Consider the following 19,386-nt stretch of genomic DNA (forward strand, 5'->3'; position numbering starts at 1 on the left):
AACGCGCGTACGGGTCATCCGGTAGAGAATGGGCCAATGACGAACGCCGCGGGTGGAACGCTGCGCCGCCGCCCTTCCCAGCGCCGCAGCCTCGAACGGGTCGAGCGGATGTTGGACGAGTGCGCCCTGCTGCTCGACGAGGTCGGCTACGAACAGCTGACGACCAAGGAGGTCGCCCGCCGGGCCGAGGTGCCCATCGGGACCTTCTACCAGTTCTTCCCCGACAAGCAGGGGCTGGTCCGCGCGCTCGCCCTGCGCAACCTCGACGCCTTCCTCGACCGGATGGCCGCCCGGGTGGTCGGCGCCTCCCTCAAGGACTGGACCGAGGCCGTCGACCTCGTCATCGACGAGTTCGTCCACATGAAGCGGACGATGCCCGGCTTCGGGGTCGTCGACTTCGGCGAGATACTGACCACGCCCGGCGGCCCCGCGCTGCCCGAGAGCCGGCGCATGCTCGACCGAGCCCTGGACAACAACGTCATCGTGGCCGACCGGCTTCGCTCGCTCATCATCGAGTTGCTGGGCGCGCCCAGGAACGAGGGCCTCGGCCGCGCGTTCATCGTCGCGGTGGAGGCGGCCGACGCCGTGCTCAAGCTCGCCTTCCGCGCCCACCCGGAGGGCGACCCGGATCTGATCGTCGAGTGCAAGCGGTTGGTCCGCCGCTACCTGTCCGAGCACATCTCCGAGCCGCCCGTGGAGTGATCAGGCGGGGGCGTCCAGCCGGGCTCGCAGCTCGTCGTCCAGCGTGACCTCCGCCAGCAGCTCCTCGATCTGGGCCACCGCGCTCGCGCCCACGATCGGGATGATGCCCTGCGCGCGCAACCAGGCCAGGACGACCTGGTTCCGCGTCGCGCCGACCTCACGCGCGACCTCGTCCAGCGCGGCGAGCCGCCGCGTCGTGCCCGGATGGTCGTACTGCTCGGGCAGCGGCTTACTCGTGTACGCCCCGGCCAGCAGCGAGGTGTAGACCCACAGGGTCAGATCCGGCTCCGAGCGCACGTAGTCCAGGGTCTCCTCCCCGACCTGGACGTGGCCGCCCTCCGGCAGGCGTACGCCGGGGCGTGGGCGCAGGTAGGAGTGACGCATCTGCAGGTGGGCGTACCGCGCCCGGCCGCCCGCCAACGCGACCTGCCGGGCCCGCTCGACCCGCCAGGCGGGATGGTTGCTCGCGCCGACCTCCCGGACCTTCCCCTCGTCCACCAGACGGCCGAACGCCTCGACGGTCTCGTCCAGGGGTACGGAGCGGTCCTCGACGTGGGCCCAGTAGACGTCGATGGCGTCGACGCCGAGCCGGCGCAGGCTGCCCTCGGTCGCCGTACGGATCGTCCCGGCGGACAGGCCCTCGGCCGAGGCGAGGGTCAGGTCGCCGGGAACCGTCGGCCGGGCCCCGCACTTGGTGCTGATGACGACCCGGTCCCTGACGCCGCGCGAGGCGAGCCACCTGCCGACGGTGACCTCGCTCTCGTCGCCGGTCGCGCCGACCTGCCAGAAGGGATAGTTGTTCGAGGTGTCCACGATCGTCCCGCCGCCCTCGACGAATCGGTCGAGGATGGCGAACGAGGTCGCCTCGTCCACAGTGGTGCCGAACGGGATCGTGCCCAACGCGAGTCTCATGTCGCCCACCGTGCACGCTGGAGCGCACTCCAGCGCAAACCGCTTGACCTGGAGCCGACTCCAGGTGCCACCATGGGGCGGGTGACTGCGTACACACCGGGACAGGTGGCGGAGGAGACGGGGTTCAGCCTGGACACGCTCCGCTACTACGAGCGAATAGGGCTGCTGGAACCGATCGAGCGCAACGCCGCCGGGCAGCGCCGCTTCAGCGACGGCGACGTCGGCTGGCTGGGCATGATCCGGTGCCTGCGGGACACCGGCATGTCGATCGCCGAGATGCTGCGCTTCGCCGAGCTCACCCGCGAGGGCGAGCACACCATCCGTGACCGGATCGCGCTGCTCGCGGCACACGACCGGGCGGTCGAGGACCAGATCGCCGCCCTGCGGCAGAAGCAGGGGGCGATCCAGCGCAAGATCCAGTACTACCGGGACGTGCTGGCCATCCCCGACGCGCTCTACGCGTGCGAGGACGAGCGCGCCTCCTGACTCAGGTGGTGCGGTATGCCTCGGCCTGGAGGTTGTAGAGCTCGGCGTAGATGCCGGAGCGCGCCATGAGCTCGGCGTGCGTGCCGTCCTCGGCCACCTTTCCGTGGTCGAGGACGTAGATCCGGTCGGCGTAACGCACGCTGGCCATCCGGTGCGTGATCAGCACCACGGTGCGCCCGTCCGCGTGCTCCCTGATCCGTTCGAAGAGCGCGTGCTCGGCCCGGGCGTCGAGCGCGGCCGTCGGCTCGTCGCAGATCAGCAGCGGCGCGTCCCGATAGAAGCCGCGGGCGACGGCGATCCGCTGCCACTGACCGCCCGACAGCTCGTGGCCGTCCTTGAACCGCTTGTCGAGGAGGGTGCGGTAGCCGAGTGGCAGCTCCGCGATGACCTCGTCCGCGCCCGCGACCTCGGCCGCCCGGCGCACCGCGTCCTCGCCCTTCTCGGTGCCCATCGTGATGTTGTGCCGGGCGTTCAACGGCCAGTGGCTGTGGTCCTGGGCGATCACCGCGATCCGGCCGCGCAGCAGCTGTGGATCCACGTCGCGCAGGTCGGTGGCGTCCCACAGGACCCGGCCGCCGTCCGGGACGTACAGCCCGGCCAGGATCCGCGACAGGGTGGTCTTGCCCGAGCCGTTCTCGCCGACGAGCGCGATGACCTCGCCTCGGTCGATCCGGATCGACACGCCGCGCAGCGCCGGAGTCTCCGATCCCGGATAGGTGAAGCTGACGTCCTCGACCGTGATCCGCTGGAACTCCCCGGGCGGCGCCTCCCGCCGCTCCGGCGTGCGCTCCGACCCCGCGCTCGCGCAGAAGTCGACGAAGTCGGTGAAGTAGAGCCCGTTCTCGTAGAGGCGGTTCACGGCGAACAGCAGGCTCGCCAGGGACGACTGGCCCGAGCGGATCGCCAGCACGGCGGTGCCCGCGACGGCGAGCGGGACCGCGCCGAGGGCGAGGAGCAACCCGAGCGCGATGTAGACCAGGGCGGTGCCGAGCCCGCCCAACGCCTCGCCGATGAGCCGGGCGAACGTCTGCCGCCGGGCCAGAGCGATCAGGACCGCCTGCTCGGCGCGGGCGACCCGGTCGTAGACCTCGAGCAGGAATCCCCGCATGGTGAAGGAGCGCACCTCGGCCGCGGTCGATCGCGCGCTGAGCAGCTCGCTGATGATCCACTTGCGGCGGTAGTTGGGAACCAGCGACAACATCGTGGTGTAGCGCATGCGGGCGGCGCGCACCGTGGCCCAGGCGTCGGGCAGGACGGCGACGACGAGCAGCGGCAGCAGCACCGGGTGCAGGACGCCGAGCACGCCCGCCGCCGCGATGAGGCCGATGGCCGAGGTCAGCACGTCGATCGTCGAGTCGACCACCGCGTCGGACGATCCGACGCCGCGTGTCTGGGCTCGCTGAAGCGCGTCGTGGAAGTCGGAGCCGTCGAAGCGGATCAGCTCGACGTCACTGGTCACGCCATAGAGCCGCTTCTCGGCGATGCGGCTCACCTGGGGTTCGAGCCGCGCCTGCGCCCAGTTGGCGCCTGCCTGCAGGCTGGTGCGTATGGTCGCCGCCGCGCCGACGGCGAGCAGCGCGGGCAGCGCCGCGCGTACCCGCTCGGGTGTCGGCCCCGCCGCCAGCAGGGCCTGCAGCACGCCGGTTGTGGCCAGCAGCCCGAACGCGGTGAAGACGCCGGCGAGCAGGCTGAGCCCGATCGTGGCGACCGTGTCGCGGCGGCTGGCCTCCCACGCCATGCGCACGGCCTGGCCGATCAGCGCGGGCAGCCGCCGTGCGATGGTGAGGAAGCCGATGTTGCGCATTATGTCGTCGTGTTCGTGCCAGCGATTCGGCGTGAGGTCGGAGAAGTCCGGAAGGTCCTCCGGCCGGGATTGCCCGCCCGCCTCGGCCTCCGCCTCCGCCTGCTGTCTGCCGGGCTCCGACGACGATCCCGGTCCTGATGTGGGGCCTGTTTCCGGGCTCGCCCCTGTGCCCGCCCCCCGCGTGACAGTCATGGCAGCAGTGTGACGAGGGTCACTGACATTTCGCCATCGGCGGCGGGTCGCCAGGAACACGTCCCCGGAGACAGGCGAATCCCTCCCGCGCGTCGGCATGGGGCGGCCCGCCCGGTGGTACGCGGAGCCCCGCGGCGCGTACGCGGGGCCGGCGCCCCGGCGGTATGCGGAGACGTTATCCGGGCGTAGCCGCACATCCCTTGACGCCCGATGGTGCGAGATGGGTTGATAAAGGTTCTTGCTGACAACGTTGTCAGTTCTCGGGGGTAAGGATTTTCGACGACCACACCCCGAAGGGATGTGCGATGAGACGACGGTGGTTGGCGGCCGTGGCGGTCTCGGTGGCCGGTCTGCTCACCCTCACGGCCTGCGGAGGAAGCGACGACAAGGCCGCCGGAGGCGGGCAGTCCGGGCAGAAGAAAGTCGAGGTCTTCTCCTGGTGGACGGGCCCCGGCGAGGCCGACGGGCTGAAGGCCATGCGGGAGATCTTCGAGAAGGGCAATCCCGGCTTCACGTTCTATGACGCGGCCGTCGCGGGCGGCTCCGGAGACCAGGCCCGCGCGCTGCTTTCCAGCAAGCTCCAGGCCAACCAGCCTCCGGACACCTTCCAGGGGCACGCCGGCGCCGAGCTGCAGGGATACATCAAGGCGGGCAAGCTGGAGCCGCTGAACTTCCTTTATGACGAGCTCAAGCTGAAGGACGTCCTGCCCCAGGAGCTGATCGACCAGATCTCGGTCCAGGGCCAGGTCTATTCGGTGCCGGTGAACATCCACAGGTCCAACGTCCTGTGGTTCAACCCGTCGGTCCTCAAGGCGGCCGGGATCTCCGAGGCGCCCAAGACGATCGACGAGTTCATCGCCGACCTCGGCAAGGTGAAGAAGACGGGCAAGATCCCGCTCTCGATCGGCTCGCAGTGGACCGCCGTCCACCTGCTGGAGAGCGTCATGCTCGGCTCGCTCGGCACCGACGCGTACAACGAGCTCTGGACGGCGAACGCCGACTGGTCCGGCGCGAACGTGACGAAGGCGCTGGAGAACTTCAAGACCATCCTGTCGTACGCCGGGACGCCGCAGGAGGACTGGCAGCCCGCGGCCAAGCAGGTCGCCGACGGCGAGGCCGCGTTCAACATCATGGGCGACTGGGCCTACGGCTACTTCCACAACCCGCCGGACGGCGGCCTGGGCAAGCAGTCCAAGACCGACTTCGACTGGGCGGCGTCTCCGGGTACGGACGGCACCTTCATGTGGCTGTCGGACAGCTTCACCCTGCCCAAGGGCGCTCCCAACAGGGACGGAGCGGTGGCGTGGCTGAAGGTCGCCGCCAGCAAGGAGGGCCAGGACGCCTTCAACCCCAAGAAGGGCTCCATCCCGGCCCGCAAGGACGCCGACAAGTCGCTCTACCAGGACTACCTCGCCTGGGATCTCGACCAGTGGGCGAGCGCCAAGCTGGCCGGCTCCATCCAGCACGGTGTCGTCGCGAACGACGCCTGGCGTACCGCGATCAACGACGCGGTCGGCCTCTTCCAGCAGGACCAGGACGTGGCCAAGTTCCAGCAGGCACTGATCGCCGCCGCCAAGAACAGCGGCCAGTGAGTTGACCCCCCTTGTACGGCTCGCGCCGCGCCGGACGCCCTCCGCGCCGGCCGGCGCGGGCCGTACTCGACGTTGAGAGGTGCGAGTGACGCGGGTACGCAGGTGGCTGCCCGGACTGCTCCTGGTAACGCCGTCGATCGTCGCCGTCGCGGTCTTCGTGTACGGCCTGCTCGGCTGGAACCTCAAGGTCGCGATGACCGACCAGCACGACGAGATCTCCCAGGGGAGCTTCGTCGGCCTGGAGAACTTCACCGCCATCTGGGATCAGGAGCGCTGGGGCATCTCGGTCCGGCACGCGATCGTCTTCACGGTCGTCTTCGTCGGAGGGGCGCTCGTCCTCGGCTGGCTCCTGGCCTTCCTGATGGAGAAGGGGATCCGCGGCGAGAGCGGGTTCCGGGCGGTCTACCTGTTCCCCATGGCCGTCTCCTTCATCGCCACCGGCGTGGTCTGGCGGTGGCTGATGAACAGCGGCACGGGGGAGCGCGCGGTCGGCCTGAACAGCCTGTTCCACTATCTGGGGCTGGACTTCCTGCAATGGCAGTGGTTCCGCGACCCGGACTGGGGGATGGCCGCGATGGCGATCCCCGCGATCTGGCAGATGTCCGGATATGTCATGGCATTGTTCCTCGCGGGTTTCCGCGGCGTACCCGACGAGCTGCGCGAGTCCGCCAGGGTCGACGGGTGCGGGGAGTGGCAGGTCTACCGGCACATCGTGCTGCCGATGCTGCGCCCGGTGACCCTGTCCGCCCTGATCATCCTCGGGCACATCTCGCTGAAGGTCTTCGACCTGATCGTGGCGGTGTCCGGCAAGCAGATCATCACCGACGTGCCCGCCATCTTCATGTGGACGGCCGTCTTCGACTCGCACGACCCGGCCAAGGGGGCCACGATCGCGTCGTACATCGTGATCTCCGTCGCCGTCTTCGTCGTCCCGTATCTGGTGTGGAACGCGCGCAAGGGGAAGCGGTCATGAGCGTCGCGCAGGAGGCCGTACGGCACGCGGCCCCGGCGGATCGGGCCAGGCAACGGGCCGCCGTCGCCCGGTGGGTGCGGCTCGCGCTGCTGCTGATCTTCGTCGTGGTGTTCCTGATCCCCGTCTACGTGCTGCTGGTGACCAGCTTCAAGCCGCTGTCGGAGGCCGACCCCGGCCAGGCGTGGAACCTGCCGAAGGTCTGGACGACCGAGGCGTGGAGCATCGCCTGGGAGAAACTCGAACCGGGCATCGTCAACAGCGTCCTGCTCGCCGTGCCGGGGTCGCTGATCTCCGCCGTGCTCGGCTCGATGAACGGGTACGTGCTGTCCAAATGGCGCTTCCCCGGGGCCGACGTCGTGTTCACCCTGTTCCTGTTCGGGATGTTCATCCCATACCAGGGGGTGATGATCCCTCTCGTCCAGCTCATGGTGAACCTCGGCGTCTACGGCGGCATCCCGGGGCTGACGCTCGCCCACGTCGTGTACGGCATCCCGATCTGCACGCTGATCTTCCGGAACTACTACGTGACGATCCCCGACGAGCTCATCGAGGCGTCCCGGGTCGACGGCGCGGGCATGCTCCGGACATTCTGGTCGATCATCCTGCCGGTCTCCGGCCCGGCGTTCGCCGTGGTGATCATCTGGCAGTTCACGTCGATGTGGAACGACTTCCTGTTCGCCGTCTTCCTCACCGCGCCGACCTCGTGGCCGACCACCGTCATGCTCAACAACATCGCCGGGGCCCAGACCGTGCCGTACAGCCAGCAGATGGCCGCCGCGATCCTGGCGTCCGTCCCCACCATGGTCGTGTACGTCCTGCTGGGCCGGTTCTTCATGCGCGGCCTCATGGCCGGAGCCCTCAAGGGCTGAGAGCCGACCGGCGGGTGATCCTGATCAGGGGTCGTTCCCCGGTCAGCCGCGAAGCGGCAGCTCGCCCGAGCCGCGTACGACGAGGCGTGTGGGCAGCTCCAGCCGCTGAGGAGGGCCGCTCTCGCCGGCCAGGCGGCGGAACAGCAGCTCCGCCGCCACGCGGCCCAGTCGGGCCGGGTCCTGCGCGACCACGGTGATCCCCAGCAGGTCGGCCAGTTCGAAGTCGTCGAACCCGACGACGGCCACCGGAGGGCCGTGCGTGATGGGGGCGGCCAGGGCACGGAGGGTGGCGACGGTGGTCCGGCCGTTTCCGGTGAACAGCGCGGTCGGGGGATCGGCGAGCCTGAAGAGGCGTTCCAGGTCGGCGAGCGCGCGGGCCCGGCCGGGCGGGGCCATGGCGACCAGTTCCTCGTCGTACGGCAGGCCGGCGGAGGCGAGGGCCTCCCGATAGCCGCGCAGCCGCTCGGTCGCCGTGAAGATCGACGGCGAGTCGGCGAGGAAGGCGATGCGGCGGTGCCCGTGGGCGAGGAGATGCTCGGTGCCGACGCGGGCGCCGCCCGCGTTGTCGCAGACGACCGTGTCCGCGTCGGGGCCCGCTCCGGGCGGCCGGTCGGCGAAGACGGCCGCGATCCCGGCGTCGATCTCGGGTGTGAGGTAGTCGTGGTCGGTTCCGGCGGGCACGATGATCAGCCCGTCGACGCGTCGCGCGCAGAAGGCGAGCACGAGCTCGCGCTCCCGCGAGGCGTCCTCGCCGGACGATCCGGTGAAGACGAGGCAGCCCTCGTCGAGCGCGACGTCCTCGACCGCCCTGCTGAGCCCGGAGTAGAACGGATCGGCGACGTCCTCGATCACCAGGCCGATGCTGGCGGTGCGACCGCGGCGCAGCGTCCTGGCGCCGTCGTTGCGCCGGTAGCCGAGGCGCTCGATGGCGGCGTGGACCCGCTCCGCGGTGGTGGCGTTCACGCCGGGCTCGTTGTTGACGACTCTCGACACGGTCTTGAGCGCGACCCCTGCGGCGGCGGCGACGTCGTTCATGGTCGGGCGACCGCGTCTCGTCTCTGGCACGTCCGGATCATCCCGCATTTCAGAGGCGGTGACAACGTTGTCAAATCGAGAGCCGGACTCCCGCGGGACGCGTCGGCGGGGCGGTGCGCCGTTCGAGGGGATGGTGGTGCGCGGATCGGCAGGAGTCGTGCGCACGACGAACGAATGCGTCGTGTTGTTGACTGGAAGATCAACCCCGGCGTAGCTTCCACTCAGGATTTCCGCAGAGAGAACTCTCGTTCGCATGGCGAACATCTGGAGTACTTGTTGGCAGCTCCTCGTCGGCATGCGGCAGCGGATCGCCATCGCCCGCTTCGCCGAACTGCGTGGGCATCAGGTTCACGCGGAGGGGGCCGCCTGCGTCGGTCGGCCGGGGGAATCCGCGCTCCCTCTCCTCCGGAGTCGGTCGGTGCGTGTCGACAGCGTGGCGGTCTGGTTACCGGGGGTGGGAGGTGGGTGTGCGTAGGTCGTACAAGCTCCTGCTGCGCCCGGCCCGGCGTCAGCGGATCGCACTCGTCGACTGTCCTGGGGATCACCGGCAGCTCTCCAACGTGCCAGAGGTGGGATTTTCGTGACGTTTGTGACAGTCAGGGATGCGACGTTCGACGTACTGCGTCGTACGGGCATGACGACGATATTCAGCAATCCGGGGTCCACGGAGGTTCCGCTGCTGACCGGGTTGCCGGAGGACCTGGAGTTCGTGCTCGCCCTGCACGAGGGGTCCGTCGTCGGGATGGCGACCGGGTGGGCGCTCGCGCGTGAACGTCCGGCGCTCGCGCTGCTGCACACGACCGCCGGGCTCGGCAACGCGGTCGGCGCGATCGCGACGGCCAGGGTCAACCGCGCGCCCGTCGTGGTCGTCGTGGGCCAGCAGGACCGCAGGCATCTCGCGCTCGAACCCTTCCTGGCCGGGCGGCTCCACGGGCTGGCGGGGGACTACCCCGTCTGGGTGGACCAGCCGGCCCGCGCCCAGGACGTGCCGGGCGCGATCGCCCGCGCGGGCCACGAGGCGGTCACCGGCCGTGGCCCGGCGCTGGTGATCGTCCCGATGGACGACTGGTCGGCGGAGTGGGACGGCACGGTCGTCGCGGCCCCGCACGTCGTGGCGCGGCCGGTCGCCGTGGACGACGGCGATCTCGCGCCGCTCGTCGCGCTGCTGGAGGGCGCCGCGTCGCCGGTCATCGTCACCGGTTCCGGCGCGGACTCGCCGCGAGGCTGGGAGGGGCTGGTCGCGCTCGCCGAGCGGCTCGGCTGCCCGGTGTGGCAGGAGTCCTTCGGAGCGAGGGCGGGCTTCCCCCAGGACCATCCGCTGTTCGCCGGGATCCTGCCCGCCGGCCGTGCCGGGCTGCGCGGCGCGCTCGGGAGGCACGACGCCGTCCTGGCCGTCGGCGCCCCGGTCTTCCGCCAGTATCCGTACGAGCCGGGGCCGTTGGTCGAGCCGGGCACCCGCGTCGCGATCGTGAGCGACGACCCTGCCGAGGTGCACCGCAGCCCCGCCGAACTGGCCTTCCTGGCCGACCCCGGCACCGTCGCCGGGCGGCTCGCCGCGCTGCTTCCCGGACGTGCGGGCGAGGGCGCCACCGGGCGGCCGGTTCCGCCGCCCGCGCCCGGGCCGGGCGAGCCGCTGCGGGCGGCTCATGTCATGCACGAACTCGCCGTACGGCTCCCGCCGGATGCGGTCGTGGTGGAGGAGACGCCGTCGTCCCGGCCGGATCTGCACCGGTTGATGCCGGCCCGGCGGCCGCTGGGGTTCCTCTCCGCGGCGATGGGCGGGCTGGGGTTCGCCCTTCCCGCGGCGGTGGGGGTGCGCATGGCCGCGCCGTACCGGCCGGTCGTGGCGGTCACGGGGGACGGCTCGGCCATCTACGGGATCCAGGCGTTGTGGAGCGCGGCGCACTATCGGGTCGGCGCGCTTTTCGTCGTGCTGGCGAACGGCAGATATGCGGTCATGGACCGCCTGGCGGAGAAGAACGGTGCGGGAAAGGTGCCGTGGCCGGCGTTCACCGAGGTCAGTTTGTCGGCGATGGCCCGATCGTTCGGCTGCCCCGCGACGCGGGTGGACTCCCATCACGAACTCGTGGGAATTCTCGACGACATCGTCCCCGAACTCGGTTCGCGTACGGAGCCGCTTCTTCTTGCAGCAACGGTCATTCCTGATCTCGAATTCCACCCTTAGGAGGATTTTTCGTGACCTTCGTGGGCGCAAAGATCTGGACGGGATCGGGAGCCGACCGGTCGAACCGGGCGAGCCGGGCGAGCACCGTGGTGGTCACGCACACCCCGTGCGTGACCACGCGGGGCGACATCACCGGGCACTCGTTCTAACATTCGGCCGTGAATCGGGGAACCGACGGCGAGCCGGGCCGGATGCTGCTGATCGTGGGGTTCGTTCTCGCGGCGCTGAACCTCCGGCCCGCACTCGCGGGCGTGTCGCCGCTGCTCAGCGACATCATGGGCGACCTCGGGCTGAACGCGGCGGCGGGCGGCGCCATCACCACCGTCATGGTGGTCTGCCTCGGCCTGCTCGCGCCGCTGGCGCCCGCGCTCGCCGGGCGGATCGGGCTGGACCGCACGCTTCTCGTCGGCCTGCTCATCCTCGCCGTCGGAGTCATCGTGCGCAGTGTGGACGGCCTCGTCGCCCTGTACGGCGGAGCCGCACTCGCCGGCACGGCCATCGCGATCATGAACGTCGCCATGCCCGCGATCGTCAAGCAGCACTTCCCGTCACGGGTCGGGCCCTACACCGCGGTTTACGTGTCCTGCCTGGTGGCCGGGGCCGCGGGAGCGTCGGCGGTGATGGTCCCGCTGGCCCGCGAGTTCGGCTGGCGGGCCGCGGCCGCATCGGCGGCCATGCTCGCGATCGTCGCCGCCGTGCTCTGGACGCCGCAGGCGCTGCGCCGGCCGCCGGGGACGTACGGCAAGGGCGGGCGCCGGCCGTACCGGACCCTGCTGGGCAGCAGGATGACCTGGTTCGTCATGGCGTTCATGGGCCTGCAGTCGTTGACGTTCTACATCATGCTGGCGTGGCTGCCCACGATCTTCCAGGACGCGGGACTCCCGGCGGACCAGGCCGGATACCTTCTCGGGCTGACGAACCTGGCCCAGATAGCGGCGACGCTGACCGTGCCCGTGCACGCGGGTGGCGCCCGATCGCAGGTGCCGCACGTCGTGGGGGCGGCGGCTCTCACCATCGCCGGATATGCCGGGGTCCTGCTGGCTCCCGCGACATCGCCGTGGCTGTGGATGATCATCCTGGGGGTGGGCCAGGGTGCCTCCATCGCACTGGCCCTGCTGATCATCGCGCTGCGTGCGCCGGACCCGGCCTCGGTGACCGCGCTCTCGGCGGTCGCGCAGTCGAGCGGCTACGTGCTGGCCGCGGTCGGCCCGCTCCTCTTCGGCCTGCTGCACCAGCTTTCCGGTGACTGGACGCTTCCGCTGCTCGCGGGGCTCGGCGCGTGCGCCCTCCAGCTCCTGTTCGGCTGCCTCGCCGGGCGCCCCGCGCCCGCGGGCTGAGCCGGGACGCGGGCGCGGCGACCGGACGGGTCAGGCCGGGACGGGAACGCTCACGCCGGGTCGAGCGGGCGCAGCTCGTCGGCGTAGCTGACGGACAGCCGGCGCATCATCCCGTCGTCGCCGATGGAGTACTGCCCCAGACGCCACAGGGGCGGCGAGTAGGCGTGGATCGACACGCTGCCGTGCTCCACGCCGGTCAGCCGGTGGATGTGGTCCGGCCCGAACGAGAACGAGTCGCCCGCCGTGACGGTCGTCTCCAGGTGCAGGCCGCCGATCCTGGGGTTGGACTCCTTGAGGGTGCCGTTCACCACGCGGACCGCTCCCGAGGAGATGTCGTGGTCGTGCCAGCCCGTGTCGTCCTCCGGGCGCCAGCACAGCAGCCACACGTCCACGTGCGAGTCGCGATGGAGCGAGGCGTAGTGGCGCCCGCCGTCCTCGGCCCCGTCGAAGTTGAGGTGCTCCTCCCACAGCTCCGGCCGGGCGGCGAGGTCGTTGACGAGGGTCGCCAGCTCGCGGCGGTCCAGCGCGCGGGCCGGCAGCCGCTCATACGGAGCGTCGCTCTCGGTGACCTGGACTGTGGGCGTGCTCATGACTGCGGCTCCTTTCGTGACGGCGTGTGCGGGTGTACTCGTGTCGTTGTGTGCGGCTGTGTCTCTGAATACGGCTGTGTCTCTGAGTACGGCTGTGACGTCCTGAGCTGCTGTGACGTCGTGCGTGATGGTGATGGTGACGGTGACGGCTCGGGTGAGGGCGACGGCCTGTGGTGCGACCGCGCCTGGAGCAGCCGGATGGCGTTGGCATGGCCGATGGCGTGACGTGCGGCGTCGCCGAAGTCCAGGGACGGGGCCTCGGCGTAGGGCTGGTCGGAGCCGTTGACCACGACGTCGATGCCGAGCTCGCGGATCACCGCGTCGATGGCGCGCGACCCGTACGACGACGTCTCGACGAACGCGCCGGGATCCACCCGCCCGCGCCCGGGGGCGCCCCTGTTCGTCGCGCGCTCGGAGTGGAGCGGCGCCAGCCCGGCGAGCAGGGCGAAGCAGATCTTGAGGTCGGGATGGCGGGGCCGTCCCACGGCCTGGAAGGCGTACCAGGAGGCGTGCATCTGCTGCGCGTACGGCACGACCGCCGCCCACCAGGCGGGGCTTCCGGAAGGGACCGCGGCGGGTCCGGGGTGCATGAAAAGGGGAAGCCCGCGCTCCGCGAGCACGTCGAGCAGCGGGGCGGCCACCGCGAATGCCGCGGCGTCCCGCAGTGCGGTGGCCGGGAGCTGGAGCCCGGCGAAGCCCTGGTCGAGGGTGTGCGACAGCCGTGCGGGGTCGATGTCCGTCACCGGGGCGGCGGCCCAGGCGCGGAAGGGAGCGGGCAGTTCCGCGGCCCCCGCATGATAGGCGTCGATCAGCGGCCACGCCTCGTCCGGTGGCAGGTGCTCGATCCCGAGCGGGCTGGACAGGGAGACCAGGGCGAGGTCGAGTCCCGCGGCCCGCGACGCCCGGACGGCGAGGTCGTGGTCGTCCGGATCCACCTCGTACGGCGGCTCGCCGTCCAGGAGGAGGGTCCAACCGTCGAGGCGGGGTGGCGCCGAACGGCGGCGCAGGGCGTCGAGGAACGACGGCGTCCACAGATGCTGGTGCACGTCGATGCTCATCGCCACCCCCCGGGTTATCGGTATTCCCTACTCATAATAAGGGTTATTCGGCGCGAGGGCGACCAGGGTGGGATGTGGCGGCCGACACGATGGTGGGTGAAGTCCCACTTCGGCCGTGGGCGATCCGACCGCCGGCCGGCCTCGTCGGCGTCCGCGTCATCGTGCCGCGCCCGGTCGAACGTGCGGGCTCGCCCCGACGGAGTGACTCAGGCGGGGGCCCGGCGCCGGGTGGCGCCGGGCGCCGCGAGGCCGTCGAGGATCACCGTGGTCAGGTGGTCGTCCGCGCGCGCCCCGGGACGGCAGACGGCCACGTTGAGCAGGCCGATGACCTCGCTCGGCGGGATGTCACGACGCATCGTCCCCTCCTCCTGCGCCTGTTCCGCGATCTGGGCGAACAGGGTGTCGAGGTCCTGTCGCAGCCTCACCAGTTCGGGGTGGGCCGACGGGGCGTCGGACAGCGACTTGGTCAAGGCCAGCGGCAGCCCGGCGCAGTGCGCCACGATGAGCAGCAGGGCTTGCCACGGCGACGCGGTCCGCTCGATCGTGGCCTGGCCGAACGTGAGCAGCCGCCGGAGAACGTCGGCGGCGATGTCCTCCACCAGTGCCTGCCGATCGGGGAAGTGCCGGTAGAGGGTGCCGACGCCGAGCCCGGCGCTCCTGGCGATCTCTTCCATCGACACGCCCGTTCCCCGCTCCGCGAACAACCTGAGAGCGGTGGCGACGATGAGTTGCTGGTTGCGCCGCGCGTCGGCTCGCACAGAACCGCCTCTCCAAACAGCAGAACAATCGGAACGCACGGTTCATGTTAGTGTCGGCCCTGCATCGGAAGGTGAACATCCGGTTCAGGTTAGGAGCGCCATGAAGACAGGGCTGTACATCGGCGGCGGCGGGTCGACCGTGGACGCGACGGTCGGGCAGGTGCGCGCCGCGGCCGAGGCGGGGCTGGACAGCGTCTTCCTCAGCCAGCTCACCTCATGGGACGCCCTCACGCTGCTGGCCGTCATCGGTCAGCGGGTCCCCGCGATCGAGTTGGGGACCGCGGTGGTGCAGACCTATCCCCGGCACCCGCTCGCGCTGGCGGGTCAGGCACTCACAACGCAGGCGGTCACGGGCAACCGGCTCACCCTCGGGATCGGGCCGAGCCATCGCCAGATCATCGAGGGACAGTTCGGCCACTCCTACGACCGTCCCGCCCGGCACGTCCGGGAGTACCTGTCGGCACTTCAGCCCCTGCTGCGCGGCGAACAGGTCGAGTACCGGGGCCAGACGCTCACCGCGGTGGGGCAGATCGACGTACCCGGCACGAAACCGCCCTCCGTGCTGGTCTCCGCGCTCGGCCCGGTCATGCTGCGCATCGCCGCCGAACTCGCCGACGGCACGGTGACCGTGTGGACGGGCCCGGAAGCCATCGCCGACTACGTCCAGCCGACGATCACCCGCGCCGCGGCGGAGGCGGGACGGCCGGCGCCCCGGATCGTGGCGTCGGTGATGGTCAGCGTCACCGACGATCCGGACGGGGCCAGGCGGCGGGTCGCCCAGACGGTGGGGTTCGCCGCCCAGTTCGCCAGCTATCGGTCGATGCTGGACCGCCAGGGCATGTCCGGTGTGCACGAGACGGTCGTCGCAGGGGACGAATCCACCCTGGCTCGGGCGATCCGGCAGTACGCGGAAGCCGGAGCGACGGAGCTGCTGGTGAGTCCGTTCGGGAGCGAGAGTGAACAGGCCCGTACCATCCGGGTTCTCGCCTCCCTCCGGACCGGTTCGACGGTGCCGAACCAGGTGTGATCTCGCGTGTGAGTGAAGGCCGTCGTCCTCGCTACCGGGCGAAGAGGCAGCGGACGCCTCCCGGCGCCACCCGGCCGTGAAGGCGCGGGGCGGCCGGGAAACGAGACGGCCGCGCCGCCCGGTGACCGAGGTCGGTCGAGGGCGACGCGGCGCGGGGACGCCCCGGAAGGCGTGGACAGCGTGCCGTCAGTCGTTGACGCGGAGGATCAGCTCCAGGATCCAGCTGATCACGCCGATCAGGAGCGCGCCCCAGAAGGCGGCCATGAAGCCGTCGACATGGAACGGCAGGTCGAGCTGCTCGGACGCCCAGCCGGTGAGCAGCAGCAGGGCGGCGTTGACCACCAGCGCGAAGAGGCCGAACGTGAGCACGTAGAACGCACAACCCACGAACTTGATGATCGGCTTGATGACCGCGTTCACCAGGCCGAAGATCAGCGCGACCGCGAGCAGCGTGCCGATCTGTTTGGAGGTGGTGTCTGCGGTGAGCACGATGCCGTCCACCAGCTTGGTGGACGCCCACAGCGCCGCCGCGACGATCAGAATCTTGATGATGACCTTCACGTAACGGAGTCTTCCATGCCAGAGCACAGCATGGGCATGTCCGGGTTCCGGTAAAAAATCCGCGCCGGGCGTCGGCGGCGTGTCGGTCCGGACCTCCACCGAAAGGGATTGCCCGTTTCTCATCGGACAACTTGCATTAATTGCCCCATCTCCGGGGAAAGCACCTCGATGGGGGTGGGGAGGATGGACGTGGAAGAGCTTGAGCTGCTGTCCGCACGGGAGTTGCACGACCGCGCCGTCCGCTATGCCGTACGGCACGGTGACCTCGGGTTTCTCTGGCGCCTGCTGAAAGTGATCCCCGCGGCCGAGGCCGCCAGCGGGGAGCGTGAGGAGACGGCCAACGATCTCAGCCGAGTGTCCGCGCTGCTCAGTGATGCCATGGCGGCCGGGGAGGGCCATCTCGGCGAAGCGTTGCGCCCGGTCTACATCGAGTACCTCGCTCAGCATCCCGACGCCTGAGCACGCGGCGGCCACGAGAGATCCCGGCGTGTGAAGACCGCGGCGCCAGGGCGTATCCGGGCGTGTGAAGACCGCGGCGCCTGACGATCCGGACGTCTGCGGACGCACGGAGCGGGGGACGCGCACGGGAAACGTTCGGCACAGGCCGGATAGCGCAAGTTATCGCGAGATATTGCCGGAGTTCAGGACACTCTCAGATTTCCGGGTCATGATGGCGCCGTGGCCGAGACACGCGTGCTCGTCGTGGACGACGAACCGGAAGTGCGCAACGCGGTGTCCCGCGCGCTCCGGGTGGAGGGATATCAGGTCGCGGGAGCCTCCGACGGTGTGACCGCGCTCGCGTCGATCACCGGAAGCCCGCCCGACCTGGTCGTTCTCGACGTGATGATGCCCCAGATGGACGGCCTGGAGGTCTGCAGGAGACTCCGTGAGGTCGGCGACCGCACGCCGGTGCTCATGCTGACGGCTCTCGGTGGCATCGGTGACCGGGTCACGGGCCTCGACGCGGGAGCCGACGACTACCTCGCCAAACCGTTCGCACTGGAGGAGCTGTTCGCGCGGGTGCGCGCGCTGCTCCGCCGTACGGCACCGGCCGGGCCGGCGACCCGCTACGCGGATCTGGCGATCATGCCGGACAGCAGGCAAGCGCGGCGCGGTACGCGGATCATCGACCTGACCAGGACAGAGTTCGCTCTGCTCGACCTACTCATCTGCAACGGAGGCCAGGTGCTCACCCGCGAGGTCATTCTCGAACGCATCTGGGGCTACGAGTTCACGCCGGGTTCCAACTCCCTGGAGGTCTACATCCGCTATCTACGGAGAAAGACCGAAGCGGGTGGGGAACCGAGATTGATCCAGACCGTGCACGGCCTCGGTTACACGCTGAGGGAGCAGGCATGAAGCTCCGCTGGCGGCTCGCCCTCGCCTCGGCGATGACCGCCGCGATCAGCGTGATCGTTGTGATCGTCGCCGCGTACCTCATCACGTGCCGGAGGGTCGAGAGCGCGCTCGGGCACTACGAGGCGTATCCCGACCGCCCGCCGCCCGGGGTGCTGGCCAGCCTCGGGGATGTGGACGATCTCGGCTGGCCGTTCCTCGCGGTCGCCTTCGGCGGCCTTCTCCTGTCCGGGGCGCTCGGGTGGCTCGCCGCGCATACCGCTCTGCGCCCGGTGGGCATCCTGAAGGACGCGGCCGAGCGGGTCGCCTCCACGCGCGACCTCACCACGCGGATCGAGGTCGCCAAAGACGACGAGCTGGGCAGCCTGGCCCGCAGTTTCAACACCATGCTGGACGCGCTGGAACGCTCCGCCCGAGCGCAGAAACGGCTGGTCGCCGACGCCTCCCATGAGCTGCGAACGCCCCTGACCGCGCTGCGCACGAATGTCGAGCTGCTGATCAGGGGCGGACCCGACCAGGAGGACCACGACGAGATCAGCAGGGCGGCGATGGCCGGCATGGAGGAGTTGACCGTACTGATCTCCGATGTGGTCGAGCTGGCCAGGGACGAGGAGCCGGCCGCGCTGGTCGAGGATGTGCGCCTCGACGAGATCGTCACGCGGGAGGTGTCGCGGGCGTCGGCCCACTGGCCGTCCATGTCGTACCAGGTCTCGGTCGAGCCGGCGGTGGTGCGCGGTGTGTCCGACCGGCTGTCCCGGGCGGTCGCCAACCTGCTGGACAACGCGGGCAAGTACGGTCCGCCCGGGGGAGCGGTCGAGGTGTCCCAGACCGGAGGCGTGGTCACCGTACGCGATCACGGGAAGGGAATCGCGGCCGAGGACCTCCCGCATGTCTTCGACCGGTTCTACCGCGCGCCGGGCGCACGGGCCATGCCCGGCTCCGGACTGGGGCTCGCCATCGTGCGCCAGGTCGTGGACAGCCATGGAGGCAGCGTCGCCGCGAGCGCCGCGCCCGGCGGAGGCACGCTCGTCCGGCTCAACCTCCCTCTCCACGAACGGCAGGCCGACCTGGACGAAGCCCTGAGGTGACCTGCCGAGCCGGTGGGCCATGGGGCACGCGCCGGACCGTCGGCGGGGGGCCCCTTTCGCGGGGGACGCGATGCCGGAAGCATGAGGGGTGACCCGCGGGCGTCGTTTCCGTATGACGAAGGTTGGTCGTGCCGTTCGTGGTCCGGAGGCCCGGACCAAGGGCTAATGCCCACCCGTACATGACCCGTTCGTGGTGCGCCCCTCGCTAATGTAGAAGCAGGTCAAGGGGGTTGTGGCTCCTACACGGAAGCTTTTGCCGATAAGGACGCGGAGGGGGAACCGCGTCCGGACAGCGGGAACCGCCGGTGCCTTTGGGGAGGGTATCCCAGGCGGACCGCTTTGAGTCGGGGCCGGACAGTTGGGGGACTGTCCGGCCCCGCCGCATGTCCGGGCGAATGCCGGCACGAACCACCCGGCGTCTGCCTTCCGCTGGCTGCTGTCCTTCGATCCCCAACTTCTGGGGCAGTTCCTCCCAGTCGCCTCCCTCTGCCGCCGGCCGCTGTCTTTCGGGCACTTTCTTCTGGGTGCCGTCATTCCGGCGATCAGATCCGTCCGAAGCCCGTCTGCTGGCACGTCTCGCTTCCTGCGAGGCCGCTCAGGCGGGCTTTTCTCATGCCCGATTCGCGGCTCGTCACGTTTCTTCTGTATCCCCCGTATCCGGCGTATCTCGGGTATCCCGGTATCCAAACGAATCCTGCGTATCGCTGGTATCAGAGAGATCCCGGTATCCCTTGTCCCGCGTATCCCAGTGGGCCGCCGCGGCCGGATGCTCGCCCGTACGGCGTGGGAGTTTCCGGTGGCTCTACCAGGGCGTTCCGTGGCAGGGATGCGCTATGCATGGTTTTTGCCTGTCGGGAGGGG

19 protein-coding genes are annotated in these 19,386 nt (G+C 70.2%); 12 read left to right on the forward strand and 7 right to left on the reverse strand.

All coding sequences use genetic code 11. The features are described 5' to 3' along the window. Positions 1-36: 36 nt before the first annotated feature. Positions 37-702, forward strand: coding sequence for a TetR/AcrR family transcriptional regulator (locus tag AB0I59_RS17310; RefSeq protein ID WP_061255007.1), 666 nt, complete (start codon positions 37-39; stop codon positions 700-702). Here AB0I59_RS17310 and AB0I59_RS17315 read toward each other — a convergent pair whose 3' ends face one another. Next, complete coding sequence (locus AB0I59_RS17315) at positions 703-1,614, reverse strand: aldo/keto reductase (protein ID WP_358133771.1); 912 nt, start codon at positions 1,612-1,614, stop codon at positions 703-705. An 81-nt stretch (positions 1,615-1,695) separates the two neighbouring features. Here AB0I59_RS17315 and AB0I59_RS17320 point away from each other — a divergent pair, with 81 nt between their 5' ends. Then, positions 1,696-2,100 carry a MerR family transcriptional regulator gene (locus tag AB0I59_RS17320; RefSeq protein WP_358133774.1) on the forward strand — a complete coding sequence of 135 codons (405 nt, stop codon included), beginning with the start codon at positions 1,696-1,698 and terminating at the stop codon, positions 2,098-2,100. 1 nt (position 2,101) lies between these two features. Here AB0I59_RS17320 and AB0I59_RS17325 read toward each other — a convergent pair whose 3' ends face one another. Next, positions 2,102-4,096, reverse strand: coding sequence for an ABC transporter ATP-binding protein (locus AB0I59_RS17325; RefSeq protein WP_358133777.1), 1,995 nt, complete (start codon positions 4,094-4,096; stop codon positions 2,102-2,104). Between the two features lie 305 nt (positions 4,097-4,401). On the opposite strand from AB0I59_RS17325, the gene AB0I59_RS17330 reads away from it, so the two are divergent. The 3 genes from AB0I59_RS17330 (at position 4,402) to AB0I59_RS17340 (ending at position 7,530) form a co-directional block, all read left to right on the forward strand. Continuing rightward, positions 4,402-5,688, forward strand: a complete 1,287-nt coding sequence (locus AB0I59_RS17330) for an ABC transporter substrate-binding protein (protein WP_061255003.1) — start codon at positions 4,402-4,404, stop codon at positions 5,686-5,688. A gap of 85 nt (positions 5,689-5,773) precedes the next feature. Beyond that, positions 5,774-6,661, forward strand: coding sequence for a carbohydrate ABC transporter permease (locus AB0I59_RS17335; RefSeq protein ID WP_061255002.1), 888 nt, complete (start codon positions 5,774-5,776; stop codon positions 6,659-6,661). Further along, positions 6,658-7,530 (forward strand): carbohydrate ABC transporter permease, encoded by an 873-nt coding sequence (locus AB0I59_RS17340; protein ID WP_061255001.1) that lies wholly within the window; start codon positions 6,658-6,660, stop codon positions 7,528-7,530. Before AB0I59_RS17335 ends, AB0I59_RS17340 begins: the two co-directional genes overlap by 4 nt. Positions 7,531-7,572: 42 nt before the next feature. On the opposite strand, the gene AB0I59_RS17345 is transcribed toward AB0I59_RS17340, so the two are convergent. Further along, positions 7,573-8,595: a LacI family DNA-binding transcriptional regulator gene (locus tag AB0I59_RS17345; protein ID WP_435830989.1), complete on the reverse strand. Its 1,023-nt coding sequence runs from the start codon at positions 8,593-8,595 to the stop codon at positions 7,573-7,575. A gap of 559 nt (positions 8,596-9,154) precedes the next feature. Between AB0I59_RS17345 and AB0I59_RS17350 the strand changes: the two genes are divergently transcribed. From AB0I59_RS17350 to AB0I59_RS17360, 3 genes are read left to right on the forward strand one after another with little or no spacing between them, the layout of a single operon-like run. Further along, positions 9,155-10,750, forward strand: coding sequence for a thiamine pyrophosphate-dependent enzyme (locus tag AB0I59_RS17350; protein ID WP_358133781.1), 1,596 nt, complete (start codon positions 9,155-9,157; stop codon positions 10,748-10,750). 11 nt (positions 10,751-10,761) lie between these two features. Next, a complete protein-coding gene (locus AB0I59_RS17355; protein ID WP_358133784.1) occupies positions 10,762-10,899 on the forward strand; it encodes a hypothetical protein in 138 nt (45 codons plus the stop codon). A gap of 9 nt (positions 10,900-10,908) precedes the next feature. Beyond that, complete coding sequence (locus tag AB0I59_RS17360) at positions 10,909-12,087, forward strand: CynX/NimT family MFS transporter (RefSeq protein ID WP_358133787.1); 1,179 nt, start codon at positions 10,909-10,911, stop codon at positions 12,085-12,087. 50 nt (positions 12,088-12,137) lie between these two features. Here the strand turns inward: AB0I59_RS17360 and AB0I59_RS17365 are convergent, their stop codons facing one another. From AB0I59_RS17365 to AB0I59_RS17375, 3 genes are all read right to left on the reverse strand, one after another. Then, positions 12,138-12,677, reverse strand: coding sequence for a cysteine dioxygenase (locus tag AB0I59_RS17365; RefSeq protein WP_061254997.1), 540 nt, complete (start codon positions 12,675-12,677; stop codon positions 12,138-12,140). Further along, on the reverse strand, positions 12,674-13,735 hold the full coding sequence (locus AB0I59_RS17370; protein ID WP_358133790.1) for an amidohydrolase family protein: 1,062 nt from the start codon (positions 13,733-13,735) through the stop codon (positions 12,674-12,676). The genes AB0I59_RS17365 and AB0I59_RS17370 overlap by 4 nt, the downstream gene beginning before the upstream one ends. 206 nt (positions 13,736-13,941) lie before the next feature. Continuing rightward, positions 13,942-14,493, reverse strand: coding sequence for a TetR/AcrR family transcriptional regulator (locus tag AB0I59_RS17375; RefSeq protein ID WP_061254996.1), 552 nt, complete (start codon positions 14,491-14,493; stop codon positions 13,942-13,944). Between the two features lie 100 nt (positions 14,494-14,593). Here AB0I59_RS17375 and AB0I59_RS17380 point away from each other — a divergent pair, with 100 nt between their 5' ends. Beyond that, the gene (locus AB0I59_RS17380) at positions 14,594-15,520 is read left to right on the forward strand and encodes an LLM class F420-dependent oxidoreductase (RefSeq protein WP_358133794.1); all 927 of its coding nucleotides are present in this window, start codon (positions 14,594-14,596) and stop codon (positions 15,518-15,520) included. Between the two features lie 186 nt (positions 15,521-15,706). Here the strand turns inward: AB0I59_RS17380 and AB0I59_RS17385 are convergent, their stop codons facing one another. Continuing rightward, complete coding sequence (locus tag AB0I59_RS17385) at positions 15,707-16,081, reverse strand: phage holin family protein (RefSeq protein WP_061254994.1); 375 nt, start codon at positions 16,079-16,081, stop codon at positions 15,707-15,709. A gap of 183 nt (positions 16,082-16,264) precedes the next feature. On the opposite strand from AB0I59_RS17385, the gene AB0I59_RS17390 reads away from it, so the two are divergent. The 3 genes from AB0I59_RS17390 to AB0I59_RS17400 all read left to right on the forward strand — a co-directional run bounded on the left by AB0I59_RS17390 (position 16,265) and on the right by AB0I59_RS17400 (position 18,525). Then, entirely contained in the window at positions 16,265-16,540 is a 276-nt protein-coding gene (locus tag AB0I59_RS17390; RefSeq protein WP_061255231.1) for a hypothetical protein, read from the forward strand. Positions 16,541-16,759: 219 nt separating this feature from the next. Further along, on the forward strand, positions 16,760-17,440 hold the full coding sequence (locus AB0I59_RS17395; protein WP_358133798.1) for a response regulator transcription factor: 681 nt from the start codon (positions 16,760-16,762) through the stop codon (positions 17,438-17,440). After that, positions 17,437-18,525, forward strand: coding sequence for a sensor histidine kinase (locus AB0I59_RS17400; protein ID WP_358133800.1), 1,089 nt, complete (start codon positions 17,437-17,439; stop codon positions 18,523-18,525). Before AB0I59_RS17395 ends, AB0I59_RS17400 begins: the two co-directional genes overlap by 4 nt. The last annotated feature ends 861 nt before the right edge of the window (positions 18,526-19,386 follow it).

This window comes from Microtetraspora glauca (assembly GCF_040656155.1).
Lineage (GTDB): Bacteria > Actinomycetota > Actinomycetes > Streptosporangiales > Streptosporangiaceae > Microtetraspora > Microtetraspora glauca.